We start from the raw sequence: 21813 nt of genomic DNA, 5'->3' as shown, positions 1-21813 counted from the left end.
TAGCGCCGGCCGACTTACGCGTCGGGTATCATGATCGAAACACTGGATGGCCATTATGTCGAACTGCAGGCGAAAATCGACGCGATGCGTGCGCTGTGCCGTGCGGGCGTGCCCGATCTTGCACGGCTTGCCCATGCCCGGCACCAATTGATGGCGATCAGCATGCGGCGATCCACCTATCTGAAGGACGTGGTGTTTCCGGCACTTAGCGCCGCCGACCTGCCGGGCGTGGCGGCGGGGATCGCCGCGCTCGACCGCGATCTGGCGGAAAAGCGGGTTGCGGTCAGCGGCCATATCGCGGCCTGGTCGCTCGACCGGATCGCCGGCGACTGGGCCGGCTATCGCGCGGCATCGGCGCGGGTGGCGGCGGGGATCGCCGACCGGGTGCGGCGCGAACAGGCGCTGTTGTATCCGGCGCTTACCGCCCTGTCGCTGCGCCAGCGGCCATGAGCGGAGCGACGCCCGGTGCGATGGCCGGGGGCTATACCATCAGCCATGACGCGGCCGCCCACCTGCTGACGATCACCAGCACGGGGTTCTGGTCGGTTGCGCTGACCACGCGCTTTGCGGCCGAATTGCTGGCAAAGGGGACGACGCTGCGGCTGCGCCACGGGGCGTTCTATACGCTGGTCGACCTGCGCGCCGCACCGATCCAGCCCGCCGGGGTCATCGACACGCTGGCGGCGATGATGCCGCGCGCGTTGCAGCTGACCAGGGCGCCGATCGCCGCCGTCGCCGGATCGAACCTCGGCAAGATGCAGACCGAACGCTATCTGCGCGCGCCCAACTGCCGCACCTTCCTCGACATCGACGAGGCACGGGCGTGGATGCTGGAGGTCGGGCTGCCGAAATAGCGGTGGTGTTGCATAGTCCCGCCGGTTGCTGCGTATTGTCCCCCATGTCCCCGACGCGAGGAGGAATGTGATGGGCCTGTTGCAACGGTTGCTGGGCGGGGGCGATGCGCCGGCGTGATAGGGGATGCATCGTGACGCGGAGCGGTTCGATCCGCCGCCATTACGAGACATGCTGGGGCCGCGCCGGGGAAACCAGCTCTTTCAACCGGGGGCCCATGTCCAAGCTTCCCGCGGACTTCGACGTGTTGGTGTTCCCGCCCCATGGCGAACGAGCCATGTGGACCTATGCGACGATTGGCATGGCGCAGCCGGGCGACGATGCGTCGATCGAACTGCACATATTCTCGCCCGATCGTTCGGACGCGATCGCCGAAATCCTGTATGCCGTGGCGCATTATCACCGGACTGGAACGCGCTTGGGTCTGGGCGACAGCGTGAATTTCGGTCGTCCGTGGTTGTCGGGAGCGACGTGCGATCATGGGCTGATCGCATTGCCGTATCTCGACGGACCGGCGCTGGAGGTCGGGACGATCGGCCGCGATACGATCCACTTCTATTGGCTGGTGCCGATCACGGCGGTGGAGAAGGCGTACAAGGCGCGGCACGGGCTGGAAGCGTTGGAGACGCGGTTCGAGGAGGGCGGCCTCGACTATTGCAACCCGGCGCGGCCATCGATGGTATAGCGTTGGTGTTTCGCACCGAATCGAATGGACCAGCAAGACGGCAGGGGTCCGCGCTGCTGGCGCGCGCGGCGGAAAGCTCCGGTCGATGACGGCGGGGCCGGGGCGCGACCTGTTCATCGCTGAAATCCCGTATGCAAGCGGATCGGTGCGTTTTCGATATACGCGCTATCTGGCCGAGGTCGGGGACCGGTGGGTCCGGCACGGGCCGTTCCTGGCCTATCATCCGGACGGGACGCCGGCGTCGCACGGGACCTATGACCATGGGCGCGAACAGGGAGCGTGGCAGGATTTCCACCCGAACGGCCAGCTGGCGGCTGAGGGTGCCTATGACAAGGGCGAGAAGGTCGGTGCATGGTGCTACTGGCTGGCGGATGGTACGCCGCAGGAATGACTGACTGGCCGTTCACCGATCTGCCCGATGTCGCCGTGTTCACGACACGGGCAGTCGTCGAGGAAGGCGCATGGATCGCGTATGTGTCCCATGACGACAAGGACGGCGCATGGCAGTTTCACGATGCCGGCCCCGGATCGGCGGACATGGCGGAGGCGCGAGTCGTGTGGCTGCGCAGCTTGGTAAAGCGCGATCCGGCGGTACGCGACATTCTCGACCTCCCAGCAGGCGGATGCGCATCGCGTGCCGCCCCCGACAGTCGATGGGTACGCGACCGGTGCTGACGATCGAGGACATCGAAGCGCAATGCGCGGAGGTGGTGCAGGTCGGGACGTGCGTGCGCTGTGCGGATGTGACGCCGCGCAGCACGCTCCATTACCATATCGCGCTGGGTGTCGAGCATGGGCGACCGGTCGACCTGCTGACGGTGTCGGCCGATCTACTGGACGATGCATTCGCGACACTGGTCGTGGAGGCGGCCGGCGGCGTCCCGCCGGCGTCCGTGTTGGAAAAGCGGGCATTGCCCGCCAATGGCCATGGCTTCGATGCGTTGCTGCTTGTTCCGCCGCATTATCACGACTATTTTGCAGGGCTGCTCGATGCGGAACGGGATCGGCTGATCCTGTGCCTGCCGATCTATGGCTGCGAATTCGCCGGTGACGAGACCGCCGAAATCTTCCGTCTGCTGACGCGCGAAGTGCCGATCCGTGACTGGCGGCGCTTCGCCCATCCCCGCACGCAGCTCCGCTTCAGCAACCCGGTGACCGGTGGCGGGACCGACGACGCCGTGGCCAGCGGCTATGTCTTTGCCGGCTATGACCTCGTGCTGCGCGAACTCGCCAATCTGGACGGGGTGACCGACGGGTTCATCGAACTCGTCAACCACCGGGGCAGGGTGATGGAGTTGCTGTCGCCTGCGCCGGGGCGGGTCGTCATCCTCACCGACCACGACGATGCGACCAGGGCGGAGGTCGATGCGTCGGCCGCGGCGGATATCGTCTGGGGGTTCTTGGCGACGTCGTGATCCTGGCGACGCGGGTCCGGCAGGGGACCCGCGCCCATCCCCCTCAGAACGACGCCGACACCGTGACGCCGTACGTACGCGGATCGCCCGGCTGTCCGACGATCAGGCCGGTATTGCCCGACTGGGTCGCCAGCAGCTCATAGTAATTCTGGTCGAAGGCATTGCGCAGCCACAGGAACGCGTTCCATCCGTCGTCGGCGCGGTAGCCCAGGCGGAAATTGGCGATGCTGTAGCCGTCGATATAGGTGTAGGCCGAGGGCGACGGGTTGGACGAGAAGCGCGAGCGATAGCTGCCGTCGAAGCCGAGATAGGCATTGCCGTCGGTGGTGCCGATCTTCGCCGGCAAGGTATATTCCGCGCCATAGCTGAACGCCCATTTCGAGATGCCGGGCAGCCGCTGCCCCGACACATCGCAGGCGGTCGGGCTGATCCCGCCGGGGGTGCCCGGCGCGCTGGGGCTTTGCCCTGCCGCCGCTGCCGTGCCGCCGGCCAGTTCGGGCGGGCAGGGGGCGTCGGTGAAGCGGACGTACTTCGCATCGGTATAGGCGGCGTTGGCATAGAGGTTCAGCCGCTCGGTCGGGCGGAAGGCGGTGTCGAGCTCGATCCCGCGCGTGCGCACCGCCTCGGCATTGGCGAGGTAGCCGCGCAGCACGCCCAGCTGGCCGTTGGTCACCGTCGCCTGATAATCGCCGATGTCGGTCCAGAAGGCGGCGAGGTTGGCGGTGATCCGCCGGTCGAGCCACTGGGTCTTTACGCCCAGTTCGTAATGGTTGACCCGTTCGGGCTTCACCTGCGCGGCCGCCAGGATCGGGTTGTTGTTGGCATCGAGCGGCAGGCCCGACAGGTTGATCCCGCCCGATTTATAGCTGCGGGCATAGGTCGCATAGGCATGGACGTCGCGCGCCACGTCATAGGCGATGGTGACGTCGCCCGACACGTTCCAGTCGTCGAAATCGGGGCGGTACGACTGTGGCGCCAGCACGCCGCAGCGGTCGCGCGTCACGCTGCTGGCGGCCTGCAATGCCGCCGAACAGTTGAGGACCGCGCCGGTGCCGGTGGTGACGACCGAGACGTAATCGCCGGTCTTCTTGTCGTAATTCACCCGCACGCCCGGCGCGATCGACAGCGCGTCGGTCAGGTGCCAGGTCAGCTTGCCGAACACCGCCGCGCTGGTGTTGGAAAAGCCGATCGTGTTGCGCGCGGTCAGCCCGTTCAGCACCGCCGGGTTGCACGCATTGGCCGTGGCGGTGGCGCAGCCATTGGTGCCAAAGGGCGGGTTGCCGGGATTGAGCAGGAAGCGCGACGCCGCCGGCCCCTGCACCTGCAACCCCTGCGTATCGATCGTCTGGTGGAAATAGAACAGGCCGGCGACATAATCGATGGCGCGCTTGCCATTCGACGCGATGCGCAGTTCCTGGCTCCACTGGCGCTGCTGCGACGGATTGGCCGACACGGTGGTGATCGGCAGGCCGGTAAAGTCGCGGTCGTTCGACGGGTCCCAGTTCCAGAAGCGCCACGCACTGACCGAGGTCAGTGTCGCCGCGCCCAGATCGAGATTGCCGACCAGCGAGACGCCGCCCAGCTCCTGTCGTGCCCTGAGCGGCGTGTCGAGGTCGGTCAGCCGGTCGAACGCGTCGGTCGAGGGCGCCCGATAGCCGAGCGCGCCGGCCAGCGCGGCATATTGGCGCGCCAGCGGGCGCTGCGTCGTGCCGGTGCGGACATAAATCTGCGCACAGCAATCGGGGTTCTGATGCCCGTAATCGCCGTAGAGCGTGATATCGAGGTTGGCGGCGGGCTTCCACAACAGCTGCCCGCGCACGCTCTGGTTATCCTGCGCATTGGCATAGCCGCCCAGCACCGTATTGCGGATCGTGCCCCGCCGCGACGTGACCGAGGCGGAGATGCGCGCGGCCAGCGTGTCGCCGACGAGCGGGCCGGAGGCGGACGCCTTCGCCTGGATGAAGTCGTAATTGCCGGTGGTCAGCTCGACGCGTGCTTCGGGGGTGAAGCTGGGCTTGCGCGTGGTGATGTTGATCGCGCCGGCGGTGGTGTTCTTGCCGTACAGGGTCCCTTGCGGCCCGCGCAGGATTTCGATGCGTTCGGTGTCGGTGAAGTCGAACGTCGCCGAGGCGATGCGGCTGTAATAGACGCCATCGACATAGATGCCGACGCCCTGTTCGATGCCGTCATTGGTCAGGCCAAAGGGGGCGCCGAGGCCGCGGATGTTGGCGGCCGAATTGCGCGGGTTGGTCGAATAGAATTGCAGCGTGGGCTGCAGCTGGGTCAGGCGGTTGACGTTGTACGCGCCCGTGTCCGCCAGCGTCGTGCCGCCGATCACCGACATCGCGATCGGCACCTGCTGCACGGTTTCCGCACGCCGCCTGGCGGTCACGACGATCTCGCCGGTGGCGGCGGGGGCAAGGCGGCCGGTGTCGGCGCGGGCGTCCTCCTCCGGTGCCTGTACGACCGGTTCGGGGGGCGGCGATCCTTGCGCGGCGACCTGCGCCAGAATCAGCGCCAACGACAATGCCATGCGTAATCTCCCTGCCTTTGATGGGAGAATGACGCAGGGCTATATGTCCAGCAACAGCGTAGGAATTTAGCGCGCCCTAGTTTGGCTTGTAGCCCACCCCGATCCGACGGCGCGCGCCAGCCCGCCGGGCGAGCAGACGACGGACATGGGCCAGCGCGGCGCTATCGTCGGCAAACGCGCGCACCAGTCGTTGCCCCGCGCGTCCGATCCGGCCCCATTGCGTCTCGACGAGCAGCATCCCGAACAGGTCGCGATAGACGACCACGCGCCAACGCCGTGCGATCCCCCGTGCGGGATTGCGGGCGGTCAGCTCGATGGGCACGAAGGGGAGGTCCATCGACACACTATCGCGGGCGCGCGCAGGGGTGTCCTGCGGATTGTTTGAATCAGTGCGGCGGGGTTCGATCGATCGAGTGAATCAACGGTGCCGCCGCAGCCGGGCGGCGTGGACGACGTCGACGGTGCGGCCGTGGCCGCGCCATCCGGCGCGCACCATCTGCCCGACGCGCTTGCCGTGCAGCAGCAGCGGTAGCGCGAGGAGCGCCAGCGGCAGGAAGGCGAGCGCCAGCAGCGATCCGTCGAGCGCGGGCGCCATCGCGCACGATAGCGCCAGCAGCGCCAGCCCGGCCGCCTTCCAGCGCAGGTCGCGCCGCGTCATGCCGGGCGTCCCGTGTCGGCGATCACCCGGATCGCGGCTGCGGCCAGCACCGCCGCCATGCCGGTTGCATCGGCATCGCGCCCGCCATGCCACAGCAGCAGGTCGGCGGGGGCCTCCGCCTCCTGCACCAGCGCGCCGCGCATGTCGGTCATGTCGAAGGTGAGGCCGATCGCCGGATCGTGCAGCCGCGCCGCGGCGGCGCGGGCGCGGCCGATCATCGCCGGCGACCCGTCGATGCCGCGCCCCTCGATCGCGGTGAAGCCCATCGCGCGGGCATGGCGCGCAACCTCGATCAGCAGCGTGCCGCAGGCGCAATCGGCATCGACGATCCGCACCGCATGGCGATGGGCGTCGCGCAATGCCTGCAACGCGGCGACGATATGCGGCCAGCGCGGATCGGCGCGCACTGCGCGGCGGATGGGGGCCGGGCGCGGCGCGATGCGCTGCGCGGCGGGGGAGATGCGAACGGCGGTCCTCATGCCACCACCCGATCGCCATCGGTCAGCGGCGCGAAGGACACGAACGGCACCAGCGGCGCAGTCGCCATGCACAGGCAGGCATGGTGCATCCGGCATTCGCCGCGGGCATAGCCGATCGCGGCATCGCGCGACACGAACCGCCCTTCGAGGCGGTGGCCGCTGTCCTGCACCAGCCAGTGGCCGGCGGCGTCCTGCCCGACATAGATGGTCGCCGGTTCGTCAGGCTCCGGATTGGGTTCGCGTGACATGCAATCTGTCTTCCAAAGGTCGGGCGTCCTGCACCCGCCACCGTCAGCTATGCCCCGCCGCATTGGGTTTCGAGAGCGATTCCAGGGAATTGCATAGCGCGCGCATAGTGGCCGCGCGGCGATTATGCCGGCGCTATGCGAAAGGCAGAAATCGCTCTCGTCTTGCTACGCCGCGCCCGATAGCTGGTGTGCCACGTTGGGAAGGGAGACGTGGCATGGAGCAGTGGCTGACCCGCCGGGGCGACCTGGCCTTGCGCCTGATGGGGCTGGTGTTGCTGATGGTGGCGGGGGCGGCGCTGCACTGGCTGTACGCGCTCCATGTGCCGCCGCAATCGGCGGGGCTGCTGGCCTACGGGCTGGGCGCGGTCACCTATGTCGGGGCGAGCAGCGGCGCGGCGCTGGTGATATTGGGGCGGCATCTGTTCGACGAGGTGGCGGTGAGTGCGCGCTGGGGGCGGCATCGGGGATAGCGGGTTCTCGACGGACGCTTCTCGACAGGCTCGAAGCTGCTCGAACCGAACGGGTTGTTGGGGGGCATGCCCACGCGTCATTCCGGCGCAGGCCGGAATCCATTGTGTCGGGTGTTCACGATCGAAGCGCGACGTCACCCCATCCATGGATTCCGGCCTGCGCCGGAATGACGGACGGTGGTGTGAGAAGTCGTGCCCCCGCGCAGGCGGGGGCCCAAGGGCGACAAGCGCCGGTCGCTGTTTTGTTTGGCCCTGGGCCCCCGCCTGCGCGGGGGTACGTCCATCCATATGGGTGCGCCCCTACCGCCCCTTCAGCGCCGCCGCCTCGCCCGCCGCATCCAGTGGGTCGCCGGCGGCCATCGCCTGCGCCTGTTCCAGCACCGCCGCCATCGGCGACCCGGCCTGGGCATAGGCGGTGGTGGTCGTCTTGGCCCCGCCCTGCAGCACCTGCACCCGCCACGGGCCGCTGTCGCCGGCACAGGCGATGCCGCCGGTGGTGCCGGTTTCGAACGTGCGGCACAGCGCGCCGGCGCGGTCGCGGAAGGTGATGCCGATCCTTACCGGTGCCTGCGCCCCCTGCGTCGAGGCGAGCTGCGTGTCGAGCGCGCGGGCAAGGCTGCCTTGCGCGACCGCCGTGCCGCCTTCGAACGCCAGATCGCTGCCGGCACGCGGCACCAGCTGCCCGAGCAGCAGCCCGGCGACGAGGCTGGCGGCGACCGCGCCCCACCAGCGCTGCGGCCTGGGTGCCGGTTTGCGGGTCGGAAAGGCCACGACGTTATCGGCGCGCGCGAACAGCGCCTCGACCCCGGCGGGCATCGGCTGTGCGTCGAGGCCGGCGAAGCTGCCGCGCAGCCGGGCGGTCAGCGCGCGGTGGCGCTCGACCTCGGCGGCCAGCGTCGGATCGTCGGCCATCGCCCGTTCGACGCGCTTTGCGGCGATCGGGTCCAGCTCGCCATCGGCATAGGCGGCCAGCGTTTCGGGATCGATCGTCATGCCGCTTCCCCCAGATGCCCCAGCAACGCTTCCCGTCCGCGCACCAGGCGCGAGGTGAGCGTGCCGATCGGAATATCGAGGATCTCCGCCGCCTCACGGTACGCAAAGCCCTCCACCATCACCAGCGCGATCACCTCACGCTGTTCGGGGGGCAGCTTGCCCATCGCCCGGCCGATATTGTGCATTTCCACGGTCATTTCCTGTTCGCCCTGCCGCCCCACGGCGTCGCCTGCCTCCGGTGGCACGAAGGTCTCGCGCCGCCGTGCCTGTGCCCGAACCGTGTCGATCCACAAATTGCGCAGGATACGGATCGCCCATGCATCCAGCCTGGTGCCGGCCTGCCACTGGTCGCGGCGGGTGAGCGCGCGTTCGACCGCCGCCTGCAACAGGTCGTCGGCATCGGCGGGGTTGCGGGCGAGCGCATGGGCGACACGCCGCAACAGGGGCAGATGCGTCAGCAATTCGTTTTCGAAGCGCAACGGTGTCCTTTCGGGCTTCGGGGATGAAACGGATGGCGTCGCCCGTTTCATCCGGCATGGCGCACGAAAATCCTAGCGGCGATTGGATTCGGCGGGTGATGTCGGCGGGGACGCCCGCCAAAACCATCTTCGTCACCCCGGACTTGATCCGGGGTCCCGCTTCTTCTTCTGGCGTAGGAGAGAAGCGTCGATTGGGTGGCAGGCGCCAGGCGCGGGCAGGGAAGGCGGAGTGTGATGACGGGATCGAACTTCCTGCGATGCGTGGCATTGGCGCTGGCCCTGCCGACGGCGGCGTCGGCGCAGTTGCTGCCACAGGTGCCGCAACTGCCGCAGCTGCCCGGTCGGGTGGGGGAGGCGGTGGGCGACCTTCGCGGTGCGCTCCCGATCGACGATGCGGTGGCCGATACGCGCCAGCTGGTGCGGCAGTCGGTCGAGCGCGCCCGCGACCTCGCGCGGCGCTTTCCCGACCGGATCGAGCTGGACCGCGACGATAATCCCGTCCGCGCGGGCGAGGTGACGCTGGCCGATCCCGATCCGGCGCTGCTGGCGCTGGCGCAGCGCGCGGGGTTTTCGGTGATCGCGAACGAACGCTACGACGATCTCGGCATCGGTTTCGCCCGGCTGCGTGCGCCCGCCGGGCTGTCGGCGGTCGCGGCGGCGCGGGCGCTGGGCAAGATCGCCGGTGCCGACCGGGTGACGCTGGACCCGCTGTACAGCGCCAGCGGGGAGGCCACGCCCGCCCGCATCCCGGCGGAGGCCGGGGTACGGGGCGGGGATGGCCCGGCCCCCGGCACCGGCGGCAAGCGCATCGGCATCATCGACGGCGGTGTTTCGGCCGGCACCCCCGGCCTTGCCGCGCAACAGGGCTTTGCCAGCGGTGCCCCGCGCGCCAGCGATCATGGCATGGCGGTCGCCTCGCTGCTGACCGGCGGCGGCGGAATCCGGGCCAGCGCCCCCGGCGCGGCGCTGCATGTCTCCGACGTCTATGGCAGCGACCCGGCGGGCGGCAGCGCCAGTGCGCTTGCCCGCGCGCTGGCGTGGATGGTGCGCGGGCAGGTGCCGGTGGTGGTGATGAGCCTTGCCGGCCCCGACAATGCGCTGCTCGGCCGCTTCGTCGCGGCGGCGCGGGCGCGGGGGACCGTCGTCGTCGCGGCGGTCGGCAACAACGGCCCCGCCGCCCCGCCGGCCTATCCCGCCAGCTATCCCCAGGCGATCGCCGTCACCGGGGTCGACGGGCGCGGGCGGGTGCTGCTGGAGGCGGGGCGGGCCAGCCACCTCGACTATGCCGCACCGGGGGCGGACATGCTGGCGCTGAACGCTGCGGGACAGGCGCGCGGCGTGCGCGGCACGTCGTTCGCCGCGCCGCTGGTCGCCGCGCGGCTGTCGGCGGTGTGGGGCGGGGATGCGGCGACGGCGATGAAGGCGCTCGACCGCGAGGCGAAGCGTGGCGGCCGCACCGGGCGCGGCGTGCTGTGCGGGGCGTGCCGGACGCCGGTGCGGTAGGGATAGATCGGTTTCGGAGGCAACTCCACCGCAGCGCCCTTCCGTCCGCTTCTCCAGACATTATACGTTTCGGTAGGGAAACGGGGGAAGGCACATGACATTCTGGATGGGCGCGTTGGCGTTGCTCGCATCGGGCACCGCACAGGCGCAGACCTGCGAACTGCATATCTGGCCGAGCGAAACCTATCGCGGCATGAAGATGAGCGGCCTGGGGATGTTCGGCGGGGCCCTGGGCGGGGTGATCGATCAGGCGGCGAACAAGGGCAGGGTCGCGACGATCACCGACCGGATGCACGACGACCTGTCGCCCGAAGCGCAGGTGGAGGCGCTGCGTGCCGCCGATGCGGCGGGGATGCTGGGCCTTACCGGCTATACCATCGTCGTCGAACCGGCGGTGCCGTCCGATGCGGCGGCCAAGGCCGATCCGGCGGTCGGGCAGGCGCTGCGCACGATGCAGGCCAGCCTGAAGGCGGGCAGGCGGCTGAGCGACGCCACCACGCCCTGCTATGCCGAGCTGGTCGGGGGTGAGCTGTTCTACGTCAGGAAACCGCTGGTCGGCACCAACCTGTTCGCCAAATGGACCTTTCGCGATTTCGGGCGTGATGGTGGCGTCAAGCCGCGCAGCTTCCCCGGACAGGTGAAGAACCCGCTGGCGATCTTTCCGGCGAAAATGCCCGATCAGGTCGACGCGGCGACGGCCGACCTGCGCGACGCCTATGCCCGGGGGTTCGCGGAATATGTCGCGAAGAAGGTGCGCGGCGCGTCGCACTTCCCCGCCGAAAAAAATCGCACCCATCGGGATTAAAGCGAAACCGGCACCCGTTCTCCTTCCCGAAGCGCCCCTCGCGGCGCACGAACGCAGGAGAACAGCCATGAAGACCATGTTCCTGATGGGTGCGGCGCTTGCCGCCGCGATCGCGACCCCCGCCTCGGCCCAGCTGCTGGGCGGCGGTGGCGGTGGCGGGCTGGGCGGCAGCCTGAGCGGTGGGATCGGCGGTAACCTCGGTGGCAATATCGACCGCACCGTCGCCCCGGTTCGCGACCGCGCCGACACCACCGCGCGCACCGCGCGGCGCGGCGGCGGCGAGGTGACCGCCGAACGACAGGTCGACCGGCGCAGTGGCCGGGTACGCGGCGGTGGATCGGCGCGCGGCGACGGCGCGGTCGACGGCACCGCCCAGGCGCTGGGCAGCACGATCGGCGGTTCGGGCAGTGGCTCGGGCAGTGCAGGTGGCAGCGTCGATGCGCAGTTGATCGGCACCGATGCCGTCCGCGACACCGCCGGCGCGGCGCGCGACCGGGTTCGTAGCGGCGTCGCCACCACCCGCGATCGTGCGGCCGGCGCGGTCGGCACGGCGCGCGACCGGGCGCAGGGCGCGATCGGCCAGGTCCGCGACGGTGCCGGCACCCTGACCGGTGCCGCCAGCGGCAGCGCCTCGGGCATGGCGAACGGCGCGGTCGGGGGCGGCTCGGCCTCGGCCAGCGGATCGGGCGAGGGCGCGCTGTCGCTGATGGGCAGCGGCGCGATCCCCGCGCTGAACCCCGGCCAGACCGTCCGCGACGCAAAGGGCGAAGCGATCGGCCGCGTCCAGTCGATCCGCCGGGGTGCCGCCGGTCGGGTGGAATCGGTGACGATGGCCGTTGGCAAGCGCGTAGCGACCCTCCCGGCCGACAACTTCACCGTGCAGGGCGACGTGCTGGTATCGGCCATGGGCGAAGGCCAGGTAAAGCGCGCGGCGAAGGATCAGGCGGAGTAACGCACTCCGGCCTGAACAGGGACGCCGGCCACGGGAGGGAGCCCGTGGCCGGCGTTTGTGAAAAGTTTGGCAGTCCGGGGAGTGACAGCAGGCAAATGTCGAGGAGGAGGATGCGCAGCGGCCATGCCACAATATCCTAATACTGGATTAGATGGGGCGATCAGGTTAGGGCGACCGGCAAATCCAGTGGGGACGGAACGAGCAGCATGTGTGGCATTACCGGGCATATCGATAGTGCCATGCGACGTTCGGACGATGCCAATCGACGGCTGACGGAAGCAATGGCCGATACGATCCGCCATCGTGGTCCCGATGGGTGGGGAATATGGGGCGATAAGGCAGCGGGCGTGTATCTCGCCCATCGTCGTCTTGCGATTGTTGATCTGAGCGATGCCGGAGCACAGCCGATGGCGACGCCGGACGGCCGTGGTCACCTCAGCTACAATGGCGAAGCCTATAATGCTCCCGCGCTTCGTCCGGAGTTGGAGCGTGCCGGATACGTATTCCGTGGCCATTCCGACAGCGAAGTTATACTTTACGGCTGCCACAAATGGGGCGTGATCGAAACGGCGCGACGTTTGTGGGGAATGTTCGCATTCGCATATTGGGATCAACAGGATCGTCGCCTTTGGCTTGTGCGCGATCGGTTGGGCAAAAAGCCGATCTACTGGACGAAGTCCGAAGGTAGCTTTGCTTTTGCGAGCGAAATTAGGCCCTTGTTGCTGCATCCCGAAACGCCACGGGAAATCGATCGTTCGTCCGTCGCTGAATATCTGCGTACAAGCTATATCGCAGCACCGCATTCGATCATTGACGGAATCCACAAGCTCGAACCTGGCGCAGCGCTCGCTTACTCCCCGGAAACCGGGGACGTCCGGATCGAGCGTTACTGGCAGCTGGAAGACGCGCTCGCGCGTGGGCATGCTGATCCGTTTTCCGGTTCGCCGCAGGATGCCGTAGCCGAGGCTGAAGCGCTCCTGTCGGATGCAACTCGTATCCGCCTGATGTCCGATGTTCCCTTGGGCGCGTTCCTGTCGGGCGGCGTCGATTCCTCCGTCGTTACCGCACTGATGCAGCAGCAGGGTGGCGGTTCGACCCGAACCTTTTCGATTGGCTACCAGAGTGCCGAGTACGACGAGGGCGAGGATGCGGCACGTGTTGCCGCGCATCTGGGTACCAACCACACGCGGTTCACGCTGGAGCCGCGCGATGCGATGGCGATCGTGCCGAACATGGCACAGATTTTTGATGAACCTTTCGCCGATGCATCCCAGATTCCCACGTTCATGGTTTCTAAGCTGGCGCGTGAACATGTCACCGTCGCTCTGACCGGCGATGGTGGAGACGAGGTTTTCGCCGGCTATAATCGCCATGCCGCTGCTGGAGGCATGCTCGGCCGTCTAGGCACCCTGCCGCGGCCGATCCGTTCGATCGTGGCTCGCGGTATGACCGCATTATCACCTCGCCAATGGCAGCGAATATTCCAGGTGGTTCCCGCGAGCATGCGACCACGCGCGGCCGGTGAGAAGATTCACAAGCTCGCACCGCTGCTGCGGTTGGATAGTCGCGAGCAATACCGTCGTGTCACCAGCCTATGGCATGATCCAGCCAGTGTCGTCGTGAAGGGCTCCGAACGCCTGGGCGTCATCGACGACAAGCAGCTGACTTCCATGTTTCGCGATCAAGTGGAGGAATTCCGATATCTCGACTTGGCGACCTATCTTCCCGGCGACATTCTGACCAAGGTCGATCGCGCATCGATGGCGGTGAGCCTCGAAACCCGGGCGCCCCTCCTCGATCATCGCTTGGTCGAATTCAGTTTTCGACTGCCATCTTCCGTGCATTTGAACCAGGGCAGGACGAAGTGGATCTTGCGCCAGATACTCGAACGGTATGTACCGCGCGAACTGTTCGAGCGTCCCAAGATGGGCTTTGCCGTACCGATCGAATCCTGGCTGCGATCCGATTTGCGTGATTGGGCCGAAAGCCTGCTCGATGAGAACGTGCTGATCGATCAGGGGCTGCTGCGACCCGAACCTATTCGGGCGTTGTGGCAGCAGCATTTGTCCGGGCGGGTCAATGCGCAGTACGAACTATGGAACGTCCTGATGCTGAATGCCTGGGTAGATGCCTATGCCAAAGACTTGCGTGCGCCGCACGCGTCAGCTTTCGCCTGATACCGATTTCCTGTTCGCTGGATGGATAGCGTGCCGGAAAGCCCGGTAATCAGCAAATCATCCGGTTCCAGCGCGGAGTTTTTGATCTTGGATCATACCGGCGAAAGTGCTCGATATGAACAGCAGTGGCTCATAGCAGCTGCTGTCGTAATTTACCGTTCATCTTTTTGTCATGCCGATCAGCAGACATGACAGGGTTTTTACCGAGGTTGCCATGTTGTTGACCCGATTGGAAACATCTCATGCCAATCGCGGCCTGCTTATCGAGCGGGTTCGCGTTCAGATTGTCTTGGGTGTTATATTTGCAGTTGTTGTGCCATCGGCTGCAATTTTTGTCAAAGACCCTGTCGTAATGACGAATTCTGTTACGGCATTGTACGGTATCAAAAACAGCGCATTGGCTGCGTTGTTTGCGGTCTTGCTCGCTGTAATGATTTTCAGAAGAGTCACATCGTTTCCAGGAATCAGGGCATTCAGGTTCGTGATTCCAACCTATTGCGGAGCATATGGTGTCGTTCTTGCAGCAATTTTAGCGCTACGTGTTAATTATAGCGGACTGATGTTGCTCCTGTCGTTTATACTGGCAGTCGGTGTTGCATTTTGCTCCAACTTCTATGTTCTTCGGAACGGGATAAGAAGATTTTATCTAGTACCTTTCGGCAGATATGAGGTCGCGACGCGCGTCAAGAATGCCGAATGGATCGTGATGGATGAACCGCGTATTCCAGAAGACCCTGCAGCAATTATTGTTGCGGATTTGCGGTTTGACCATGAGCAGGAATGGGAACAGATGCTAGCGCACGCAGCGGTTGCCGGTCATCCTGTCTACCACATCAAACAGCTGCGTGAGTCTTTGTCAGGCAAGGTCTCCATCGAACATATTTCCGAAAATAATTTCGGTTCGATGCTTCCAAATCTGGCTTATAGAAAAGTGAAGCGGGCTGTGGATTTGGCAAGTGCGCTGGCGTTATTGCCGCTGCTGGCAATTCCGCTCATGATCGTGGCGTTACTGATCAAGCTGGATTCGCCTGGTACCGTGCTGTTCCGCCAGCAACGGATGGGATATCGTGGGAAACCGTTCAGTATCTATAAGTTTCGAACCATGCGACCTGCTCCGGTTGGTGCTGTCAACGATGCTCGCGAAGCTGCACGGACAGGGCAAGATGATCCGCGAGTAACACGGTTCGGACGTTTCCTGCGCCAAAGCCGGATCGACGAACTTCCCCAAATTCTGAATATCATTGCCGGTGACATGAGCTGGATTGGACCTCGTCCGGAAGCCGTTGCTCTGTCGGAATGGTATGAGAAGGAAATTCCATTTTATTTTTATCGCCACATCGTACGACCCGGTATCACTGGTTGGGCACAGGTAAATCAGGGGCATGTCAGCGACATTGATTCTGTCTCTACCAAGTTGGCCTATGATTTTTACTATATCAAAAACTTTTCGGCGTGGCTGGATGTGCTGATTTCGCTTCGCACAATTAGTACAATGATAAACGGGTTTGGCGCTCGCTGATCTCGTTTAGGCGCCTTAGACAATTTGCCGTAAACGAAGGGCTGACGAGCTAACTTTGCCAATGGTGTTATTCCGCGGAGTAGAATGCGATATTTTAGTGCCGGGGGCACAGCGTGACCGATCAGTCCGGTTTCGTTTTCGCTGACCGCCATGCCTGGTAGCCCGCGATGCTTGGCGATGGCGGTGAGTTTGCAAAAATGCGCCTGTCTGACGTCAATGCGTCGACGATGCGCACCGAGCATTCCCCCCCCCCCCCCGGCGCTGGGTGCGCCGGCTTCAGGCCAACACTTCCATCCGCGTTGTCGAGCAACCTGCACTGGCTGCGTTCCTGCGGAATATCCATTGGTGCCAGCCTGCCCAGCGCCCTAGCGCCTGTTTCCGGTTGCTACACTTGCGCCCCGTCAGCCGCTCTTCGCAATATGACCGGCATGTGTTTCAAGTTCATCTTCTTGCGTTCTCGCTTGGTCATAGCCGCCAGTTGTCGAGGCTTGTCCTCCAGCTTCCTCGATCCGCCGCTTTCGACAGGTGCATCCCGCCGCACGTTGTCTTCGAGTTGTAGAACGATGTATCGTTGATCCGATGCTTTCGGCGCATCTTCACGCCAAGCTGATGCCTTTGCCGCATGTCGGTGGTTTCGCTTTCGGCGAAGAAACCTTGCCGCATCACTCGTCACTATGCGGCAAAACAAATCATGGGAGTATCATTCTGGAAAAGCAGAATTCATTATATCTTTATTTCGCCTGTATATGGTAAGTGAAAAATATATGTTCTTATGTTAATTTCGAATCACTGATTTCAAAAAAATGAAAAGATGTGAATAATATGTACGATGTATTAGAGGTTGGTACGTTTCAACAGGCTCAGTTGCTGAGCTACCAACCGGAGGTCGTGCGAATTCGGACAAATGGGTTCTTGCTAGACGGTGATGGTGGGGCCGCCTTCTATGACCGTTGGACTGATGTCATAAATCCGTTGCCGGTTAATGGCCGCGGTATCTGGTGGTTTGAAGCGTTCGACACGTCCTGTTGGCAAATTGCTGCTGCTGCGCAACATAATGCCCAGCAATTCGGCGCGTTAGGCGGTGTCGAGATCGATGCTGCGCCGATCCTGAACGCAGCGTTTGCCGCTTCCATGGTTCGGCAGATACAGATCGGCGCGTTGACGCATTATTTTACCCCGGAAATTGTTGTGCCTAGCGGCAAGGGGCTACGTGGGATTTCGCGCACGCTCTCGTGGATGAAGGTTATCCCCCTTGCTGATGAGGAAACGCAAACGACACCGCGCTTCGCGATCGTTCATCGCGACGATTCCGACGGGTTTTCCGAAGACTACTCAATCGACTGTCAGCGCTCTGGCCTTGGGCGCGGAGACGATAATCGTACCCATGGTCTCTGTATCATCGCTACGGCCGATGGAGCTTGTGAGGGAACTCGGATTCGGCGCGTGGACGTCCATAATGCATGGGGATACGCCCACTACACGGTCGTAACCGTCGGCGGCAGTGCGAGCCTCCAGAATGTGGCGCATGAAGATTGCCGCTGTTTCAATTTCCAGGTGGGATTTGAAACGACGGGGTATGTAAGCGCCTCTTGGTCGCGCGATACGACTGCATACGGCGATCCTGTCGATGGCGGACTGAAGGTTCCAGTGGAAGCGCTGTATCATGAATACGGCGCGATTCAGTCGTTCACGCGCTTCAATGCCGTCGGTCGCGGAACTGGTGGTGCAGGTATCCTTATCTACACGACTGATAATGTCGACATCGAACAGATAACCTACCGTGCGCCGGATATCTTCATCGATACGCTCGGCGGTACGGCAATGGTGGTTGAGGGCCGCACCGGTAATCGCGTCAACCGCTTCGTCATAGACGGTGGATCGGTCATCGGTGCGGATATGGGCGCCGTGTTTCGTTTCGGCCAGATGGTTGTTCGTAATACCAATATTGTCGGTCTCGACGGTAACGGGCTGGAGATCGGAACCGGCGCGACGGTCGACCTCCACGCCCCCATGATCGAAGCCAATCGCGACGCAAATGGACCGGTTGCCGCAGTCGCGGTCCCAATCAACACGATCGAACAGATTCGTTGGTATGGCGATGGCCGGGTTGCGGCGAACGGACCAATCACCAGCTATTCGATCGACAAGACGTTGGTCAGATTTTTTGGAACGCCGGAGATTACCCCGTTTGGACCACCGATCCCGCCTGTCCCGGGCTCGATCCTTCGTGAACGCATGTTTCGCATTCCGCGTACGGACTGGATCGTTTCGGGAACGCAGGATTTTCAGGTTCGGATCAATTTGACCGCATCACCAAACGATCGTGTCGCGGATATCCAAAAGGCACATCTGATCCCGACGCTTGAATTCCCCTTTCCCAACGGTGGCGTCTATAATCCGACTGTTTCGTTTGGGACGCTATGGATCGATCCGACCCAGGTCCGAATCTACGTAAAAAGTGACCAGCCTCTTACTGGTTGGGTGCTGAAGGCTCGGCTAACCGAATATGCCTGACCTGCCGTGAGGTAGAAATGCCTCGTACCCGGCGATGACCTTGTGCGCATCAGGGACAGAGAACCAACGCTGAACGATGGCCTCCGGTTGTCGCGCCGGGGAATGCTTACGGGACTGGTGTTAGCTGTGCGCTTTCGATTTGCCCGGTAACCCCCGATATCTGGTCGGACGGCTTTGCGACGAGTGTGAGTTGCTGGGTGGGGCAACCGGCCGGCACGTTGAATTCGCCCGAAAAACGGCCTTTCATGCGTGCTGATGCGGGAATGGTTACCCTGCCCACTTCGTGACCATCGGCACAGCTCAACAGCCAATAAGGTAGCGTGGCGTCGGGCTGGTCGATCCCTGCGCTACGGCCTTCTATCCGATATTTGCCAGGTGGCAGCATCTGCGTTTGCCGCAGAAGCGGGCCGCCAAGGTTCGAAGGTGCGACAAAATCGAAAATGCCGCCCCGATCGCCGCGCTGTATCGTCGTTGCAATCCCGCTGTCGCCAAGCGGATTCCAGTCGAATGGCGTCATGCGATTGGCGGTAAAATTAGGATCGCGCGACCGTCGGCGATCTGCTCCCGGTGTGATTGCCGCATAATAGCGCCACGCATCATCGACATGCCCTTCCGCAAGCAGCCGTGCCATCAATGCTGCAGCCGAGCCATCGGGTTGCGGAATACCTGATTGCTGCAACCCTGACATGAAAGCCGCCGTTGCGCGTGCGTCAGGTCCGTTCTCTGCAACGTAACCGATGAACAACTGCCCCCATGGCGGACGCTTGGCTAGGGTCATGACCAACCCGCGTCGAATGTCAGCTTCGCTTATTGCGCTCGCCAAGACAGGAAATAGCAGGTCCGGAGCAACCCGCGAGGTACGGAGCGCGATATCGTAATTGCGCAGCGCTGCTGGAATATCATTCCGTCCAACGGCATCCTCGATCGCCCATAAGCGGGTACGCAGATCACGGCGCGACAGGCGTTCAGAATAAACGAATATCTCCCGCGCCGCAGCGGTGTCGCCCCGCACCTGCGCGTTGATGCCTAGTGTCGCTATTGCCGGTACTGCCGTTGCATCCTGACGCAGTGCAAGCCGGGCAAGGTCGTCGGCGCGCTTACGATCGGTCGGGCTTGCGGCAGGTCCCGACAGTTGCTCGGAGAGCAAGGCGGTGATCCGCCCGTCCCATGGAGCCAGCGCGTGTGCCCGTGCCGGTGCGCTGCCCCGGATCATATAGGCCAGCGAATGCAGGATCGAAACGGTGCCCAATCCCGCCGCCGCCACCGCCAATGCGCCGCGCACTGCCCATTCGGTCGCAGACCGTCGGGGTGATGATGCGCGACGCCTTGGCATCAACCCTTGGCCTCGGTCGCCTTTTCCCGGCCATAGCCATAGCCATATTCGTAGCCGTAGCCGTAATGCGCCTTGCGTGCTTCGAACTTGGTCAGGACGCCACCAAAGATGTGTGCATTGGCCGCCGCGAGCCGCGCCAGCGCCGTCTTGACGAGCGTCGACCGGATACCGTGCGATTCAACCGCATAGACGACACCTTCGACGCGGCTTGCAATCAAAGGCGCGTCGGCCAGGCCCATGACCGGCGGGCTGTCGATCACGACATGATCGAAATGTTCATGCAGGCGCTCGATCAGCAGCGACAAGCGGTTGCCGGTAAGCAGTTCCGCCGCGTTCGGCGGAATGGGACCTGCCGACATTGCGGTGAAGCCGAGATCGGCCATGTCGAACGTCAGCGGTGCGATATCTTCCTGCCCAGCAAGGAAGTTGCTGAGACCATGGTCGTGGTTCACTCCACCCAGATGATGGACCGATGGCGAGCGCATGTCGCCGTCAACCAGGATGACCCGCTTGCCGCTACGCGCCAGCATAGTGGCAAGTGCCAGTGCCGTCGTAGACTTGCCCTCTGCCGGGCGGGTCGAGGTGACGGAGAGCGAACGGGGTACGCCATGTTCGGTGGTGAAGGCTAGGTTCGTCTGGATCGCAAGATAGGCGTCGACCAGTTCGGACTTGCGATCGAGCAACGCTTCCTTCGGCGTAACATTCTCCACCTTCGGTACCGAACCCAGCAGCGGCAGGCCCAAGCGTCGTTCTACCTCGCCAGGATCGGCAATGGCCTCATCCATCTGTTCAAGAGCGAAGGCCAGTGCCGCACCGATGCTGAGACCGGCGACGAGCGCGATTGCCAGATTGATTAGTAGGCGCGGGCTGGACGGATGCTGCGGTACGTCAGCTTGATCGACGACCGCCACATTGTTGACGCCAACACCACCGGCGACGCCGATTTCCTTGAACCGCTGCAGTAACCCTTCATACAGCGCGCGGTTGGTATCCACCTCTTGCTGAAAGATATTGTACTGGATGGAGCGTCGACGCAGATCGAGATAGCTGCTCTTGAGCTGTTCGACCCGAGCCTGCAGCGCACGTTCGCGCTCTACCGCGCCGCGATAATCGGTCTCGATCGATCCGGATACGCGACGTTCCTCGTTAGTGATGCTGCGATCGAGCTGGTCGATCTGCGACTTCAGCGCCTTCGCAGCCGGATATTCCGGTTCGAACTGGGTCAACAGCTTCTGATATTCGGCGGCATATTCCGCACGGCGCTGACGCAACGAGTTGATCGCCTGATTGCGCAATGCTTCGGAAGAGGCGCCTGCACGACTGCCTTCGCGATAGCGGGATTCCGCAGCGATGCGTTCCGCAGTTGCCTGGCTCAACGCGGTATTCAGCGAGGCCAGATCGTCGGCAACGATCGAACGTTCCGCCGTCGAACCGTCTGCATTCGACTGTGCCGGAAGATTGATAATGCGTTCCTGCGACGCATAGGTGACCAGCTGACGCTGACTTTCGTCAAGCCGCTCCTTCTGCTGTGCCAGCTGCCGTTGCAGCAGGTTCCGCCCGTAGGACGTCGCCTGCACCTTGCGCTCGAGATTGGTCTGGATGAATGCATCGGACCAGGTGTTGACGATCTTGGCCGAAAATTCGGGATTTGGGCTGGTGAAGCGAATATCGACCAGACGCGACAAGCGAGTTGGCACGATTGCCAGATGATCGATCAGGATTTCGCCGGCGACGCGCTGGCGCGTTGCTCGCCCGGAAGCCGGATAGCGGCCGTTGACCAGCTGGAATGCGGGATCCTCGCTCGAAAAGCCGAAGCGTTCGTAGAAGCTGCGATCGTCGACCAGTCGCAATTGGGTGGCGACGCGTTCGGACAGCGAACGGGATTGCAGCAGCCCATATTGCGTTTGATAGAATTCCTGGTCCGCTACGCTCGTTTCCCGCTCGACGCCTTGGAAATTGGTGACCTGGTTTGCTTCGCGCGAAATCTCGATCGTCGCGGTCGCCGTGTATTTGGGCGTCATCAGCAACGTGACGATAAGGCCCAGCAGGATGCACGCAGCGGTCACACCCAGGATGACATAGCGCCAGCGCAAGGCAATGCGCAGATACTGGCGGATGATTGGCACCTCGCTGGCCGAAGCGGCCGTGGTCGGGGTGACAAAGTTCGAAGCGGGAATAGCGGACGTCATGATGCGGAC

General features: G+C 63.9%; 22 protein-coding genes. 13 read left to right on the top strand and 9 right to left on the bottom strand.

Going from position 1 to position 21813, the window contains the following annotated elements; all coding sequences use genetic code 11:
• Positions 1–30: 30 nt before the first annotated feature.
• The 6 genes from ASE58_RS17110 (at position 31) to ASE58_RS17085 (ending at position 2952) form a co-directional block, all read left to right on the top strand.
• Entirely contained in the window at positions 31–450 is a 420-nt protein-coding gene (locus ASE58_RS17110; RefSeq protein WP_055824191.1) for a hypothetical protein, read from the top strand.
• Positions 447–854, top strand: a complete 408-nt coding sequence (locus ASE58_RS17105; RefSeq protein ID WP_156347819.1) for a hypothetical protein — start codon at positions 447–449, stop codon at positions 852–854. The genes ASE58_RS17110 and ASE58_RS17105 overlap by 4 nt, the downstream gene beginning before the upstream one ends.
• A gap of 215 nt (positions 855–1069) precedes the next feature.
• On the top strand, positions 1070–1537 hold the full coding sequence (locus ASE58_RS17100; RefSeq protein ID WP_055824186.1) for a suppressor of fused domain protein: 468 nt from the start codon (positions 1070–1072) through the stop codon (positions 1535–1537).
• An 85-nt stretch (positions 1538–1622) separates the two neighbouring features.
• A complete protein-coding gene (locus ASE58_RS17095) occupies positions 1623–1928 on the top strand; it encodes a toxin-antitoxin system YwqK family antitoxin (RefSeq protein ID WP_055824181.1) in 306 nt (101 codons plus the stop codon).
• Positions 1925–2212, top strand: a complete 288-nt coding sequence (locus ASE58_RS17090; protein WP_055824177.1) for a hypothetical protein — start codon at positions 1925–1927, stop codon at positions 2210–2212. Before ASE58_RS17095 ends, ASE58_RS17090 begins: the two co-directional genes overlap by 4 nt.
• Positions 2191–2952 (top strand): hypothetical protein, encoded by a 762-nt coding sequence (locus ASE58_RS17085; protein ID WP_055824172.1) that lies wholly within the window; start codon positions 2191–2193, stop codon positions 2950–2952. Before ASE58_RS17090 ends, ASE58_RS17085 begins: the two co-directional genes overlap by 22 nt.
• A 43-nt stretch (positions 2953–2995) precedes the next feature.
• On the opposite strand, the gene ASE58_RS17080 is transcribed toward ASE58_RS17085, so the two are convergent.
• The 5 genes from ASE58_RS17080 to ASE58_RS17060 all read right to left on the bottom strand — a co-directional run bounded on the left by ASE58_RS17080 (position 2996) and on the right by ASE58_RS17060 (position 6870).
• On the bottom strand, positions 2996–5485 hold the full coding sequence (locus ASE58_RS17080) for a TonB-dependent receptor (RefSeq protein ID WP_055824169.1): 2490 nt from the start codon (positions 5483–5485) through the stop codon (positions 2996–2998).
• Between the two features lie 76 nt (positions 5486–5561).
• Positions 5562–5822: a WGR domain-containing protein gene (locus ASE58_RS17075; RefSeq protein ID WP_055824166.1), complete on the bottom strand. Its 261-nt coding sequence runs from the start codon at positions 5820–5822 to the stop codon at positions 5562–5564.
• 81 nt (positions 5823–5903) lie between these two features.
• On the bottom strand, positions 5904–6143 hold the full coding sequence (locus ASE58_RS17070; protein WP_055824161.1) for a hypothetical protein: 240 nt from the start codon (positions 6141–6143) through the stop codon (positions 5904–5906).
• The gene (locus ASE58_RS17065) at positions 6140–6622 is read right to left on the bottom strand and encodes a hypothetical protein (RefSeq protein ID WP_055824148.1); all 483 of its coding nucleotides are present in this window, start codon (positions 6620–6622) and stop codon (positions 6140–6142) included. The genes ASE58_RS17070 and ASE58_RS17065 overlap by 4 nt, the downstream gene beginning before the upstream one ends.
• On the bottom strand, positions 6619–6870 hold the full coding sequence (locus ASE58_RS17060; RefSeq protein ID WP_055824146.1) for a hypothetical protein: 252 nt from the start codon (positions 6868–6870) through the stop codon (positions 6619–6621). Before ASE58_RS17060 ends, ASE58_RS17065 begins: the two co-directional genes overlap by 4 nt.
• A 215-nt stretch (positions 6871–7085) precedes the next feature.
• Here ASE58_RS17060 and ASE58_RS17055 point away from each other — a divergent pair, with 215 nt between their 5' ends.
• Positions 7086–7340, top strand: coding sequence for a hypothetical protein (locus ASE58_RS17055; RefSeq protein WP_055824143.1), 255 nt, complete (start codon positions 7086–7088; stop codon positions 7338–7340).
• Between the two features lie 300 nt (positions 7341–7640).
• Here ASE58_RS17055 and ASE58_RS17050 read toward each other — a convergent pair whose 3' ends face one another.
• Together ASE58_RS17050 and ASE58_RS17045 are read right to left on the bottom strand one after the other, a co-directional pair.
• Positions 7641–8333, bottom strand: a complete 693-nt coding sequence (locus ASE58_RS17050) for an anti-sigma factor family protein (RefSeq protein WP_055824140.1) — start codon at positions 8331–8333, stop codon at positions 7641–7643.
• Positions 8330–8812 carry an RNA polymerase sigma factor gene (locus ASE58_RS17045; RefSeq protein WP_055824137.1) on the bottom strand — a complete coding sequence of 161 codons (483 nt, stop codon included), beginning with the start codon at positions 8810–8812 and terminating at the stop codon, positions 8330–8332. The genes ASE58_RS17050 and ASE58_RS17045 overlap by 4 nt, the downstream gene beginning before the upstream one ends.
• A 234-nt stretch (positions 8813–9046) precedes the next feature.
• Between ASE58_RS17045 and ASE58_RS17040 the strand changes: the two genes are divergently transcribed.
• The 6 genes from ASE58_RS17040 to ASE58_RS18075 all read left to right on the top strand — a co-directional run bounded on the left by ASE58_RS17040 (position 9047) and on the right by ASE58_RS18075 (position 18282).
• Positions 9047–10315, top strand: coding sequence for a S8 family serine peptidase (locus ASE58_RS17040; RefSeq protein WP_055824134.1), 1269 nt, complete (start codon positions 9047–9049; stop codon positions 10313–10315).
• A 94-nt stretch (positions 10316–10409) separates the two neighbouring features.
• Complete coding sequence (locus tag ASE58_RS17035) at positions 10410–11120, top strand: hypothetical protein (protein WP_055824131.1); 711 nt, start codon at positions 10410–10412, stop codon at positions 11118–11120.
• A 67-nt stretch (positions 11121–11187) separates the two neighbouring features.
• Complete coding sequence (locus ASE58_RS17030; RefSeq protein ID WP_055824128.1) at positions 11188–12072, top strand: hypothetical protein; 885 nt, start codon at positions 11188–11190, stop codon at positions 12070–12072.
• A 206-nt stretch (positions 12073–12278) separates the two neighbouring features.
• Complete coding sequence (asnB, locus tag ASE58_RS17025; RefSeq protein WP_055824125.1) at positions 12279–14249, top strand: asparagine synthase (glutamine-hydrolyzing); 1971 nt, start codon at positions 12279–12281, stop codon at positions 14247–14249.
• 172 nt (positions 14250–14421) lie between these two features.
• Complete coding sequence (locus ASE58_RS17690; RefSeq protein WP_235515932.1) at positions 14422–15768, top strand: sugar transferase; 1347 nt, start codon at positions 14422–14424, stop codon at positions 15766–15768.
• An 813-nt stretch (positions 15769–16581) separates the two neighbouring features.
• A complete protein-coding gene (locus ASE58_RS18075) occupies positions 16582–18282 on the top strand; it encodes a hypothetical protein (protein WP_156347818.1) in 1701 nt (566 codons plus the stop codon).
• A gap of 106 nt (positions 18283–18388) precedes the next feature.
• On the opposite strand, the gene ASE58_RS18070 is transcribed toward ASE58_RS18075, so the two are convergent.
• Together ASE58_RS18070 and ASE58_RS17015 are read right to left on the bottom strand one after the other, a co-directional pair.
• On the bottom strand, positions 18389–19564 hold the full coding sequence (locus ASE58_RS18070) for a hypothetical protein (RefSeq protein ID WP_156347817.1): 1176 nt from the start codon (positions 19562–19564) through the stop codon (positions 18389–18391).
• A gap of 50 nt (positions 19565–19614) precedes the next feature.
• Positions 19615–21804: a GumC family protein gene (locus tag ASE58_RS17015; RefSeq protein ID WP_082468245.1), complete on the bottom strand. Its 2190-nt coding sequence runs from the start codon at positions 21802–21804 to the stop codon at positions 19615–19617.
• Between the last annotated feature and the right edge of the window lie 9 nt (positions 21805–21813).

This window comes from Sphingomonas sp. Leaf9, from assembly GCF_001421355.1.
Classification (GTDB): Bacteria; Pseudomonadota; Alphaproteobacteria; order Sphingomonadales; family Sphingomonadaceae; genus Sphingomonas.
Note: the sequence above shows the minus strand (reverse complement) of the source record. Positions and strands in the feature narration are given on the sequence as shown.

Bases quoted from the DNA above. Each gene is read 5' to 3' on its own strand.
- ASE58_RS17110 (WP_055824191.1), top strand. From the start codon at position 31: ATGATCGAAACACTGGATGGCCATTATGTCGAACTGCAGGCGAAAATC.
- ASE58_RS17105 (WP_156347819.1), top strand. From the start codon at position 447: ATGAGCGGAGCGACGCCCGGTGCGATGGCCGGGGGCTATACCATCAGC.
- ASE58_RS17100 (WP_055824186.1), top strand. From the start codon at position 1,070: ATGTCCAAGCTTCCCGCGGACTTCGACGTGTTGGTGTTCCCGCCCCAT.
- ASE58_RS17095 (WP_055824181.1), top strand. From the start codon at position 1,623: ATGACGGCGGGGCCGGGGCGCGACCTGTTCATCGCTGAAATCCCGTAT.
- ASE58_RS17090 (WP_055824177.1), top strand. From the start codon at position 1,925: ATGACTGACTGGCCGTTCACCGATCTGCCCGATGTCGCCGTGTTCACG.
- ASE58_RS17085 (WP_055824172.1), top strand. From the start codon at position 2,191: ATGGGTACGCGACCGGTGCTGACGATCGAGGACATCGAAGCGCAATGC.
- ASE58_RS17080 (WP_055824169.1), bottom strand. From the start codon at position 5,485: ATGGCATTGTCGTTGGCGCTGATTCTGGCGCAGGTCGCCGCGCAAGGA.
- ASE58_RS17075 (WP_055824166.1), bottom strand. From the start codon at position 5,822: ATGGACCTCCCCTTCGTGCCCATCGAGCTGACCGCCCGCAATCCCGCA.
- ASE58_RS17070 (WP_055824161.1), bottom strand. From the start codon at position 6,143: ATGACGCGGCGCGACCTGCGCTGGAAGGCGGCCGGGCTGGCGCTGCTG.
- ASE58_RS17065 (WP_055824148.1), bottom strand. From the start codon at position 6,622: ATGAGGACCGCCGTTCGCATCTCCCCCGCCGCGCAGCGCATCGCGCCG.
- ASE58_RS17060 (WP_055824146.1), bottom strand. From the start codon at position 6,870: ATGTCACGCGAACCCAATCCGGAGCCTGACGAACCGGCGACCATCTAT.
- ASE58_RS17055 (WP_055824143.1), top strand. From the start codon at position 7,086: ATGGAGCAGTGGCTGACCCGCCGGGGCGACCTGGCCTTGCGCCTGATG.
- ASE58_RS17050 (WP_055824140.1), bottom strand. From the start codon at position 8,333: ATGACGATCGATCCCGAAACGCTGGCCGCCTATGCCGATGGCGAGCTG.
- ASE58_RS17040 (WP_055824134.1), top strand. From the start codon at position 9,047: ATGACGGGATCGAACTTCCTGCGATGCGTGGCATTGGCGCTGGCCCTG.
- ASE58_RS17035 (WP_055824131.1), top strand. From the start codon at position 10,410: ATGACATTCTGGATGGGCGCGTTGGCGTTGCTCGCATCGGGCACCGCA.
- ASE58_RS17030 (WP_055824128.1), top strand. From the start codon at position 11,188: ATGAAGACCATGTTCCTGATGGGTGCGGCGCTTGCCGCCGCGATCGCG.
- asnB (WP_055824125.1), top strand. From the start codon at position 12,279: ATGTGTGGCATTACCGGGCATATCGATAGTGCCATGCGACGTTCGGAC.
- ASE58_RS17690 (WP_235515932.1), top strand. From the start codon at position 14,422: ATGCCGATCAGCAGACATGACAGGGTTTTTACCGAGGTTGCCATGTTG.
- ASE58_RS17015 (WP_082468245.1), bottom strand. From the start codon at position 21,804: ATGACGTCCGCTATTCCCGCTTCGAACTTTGTCACCCCGACCACGGCC.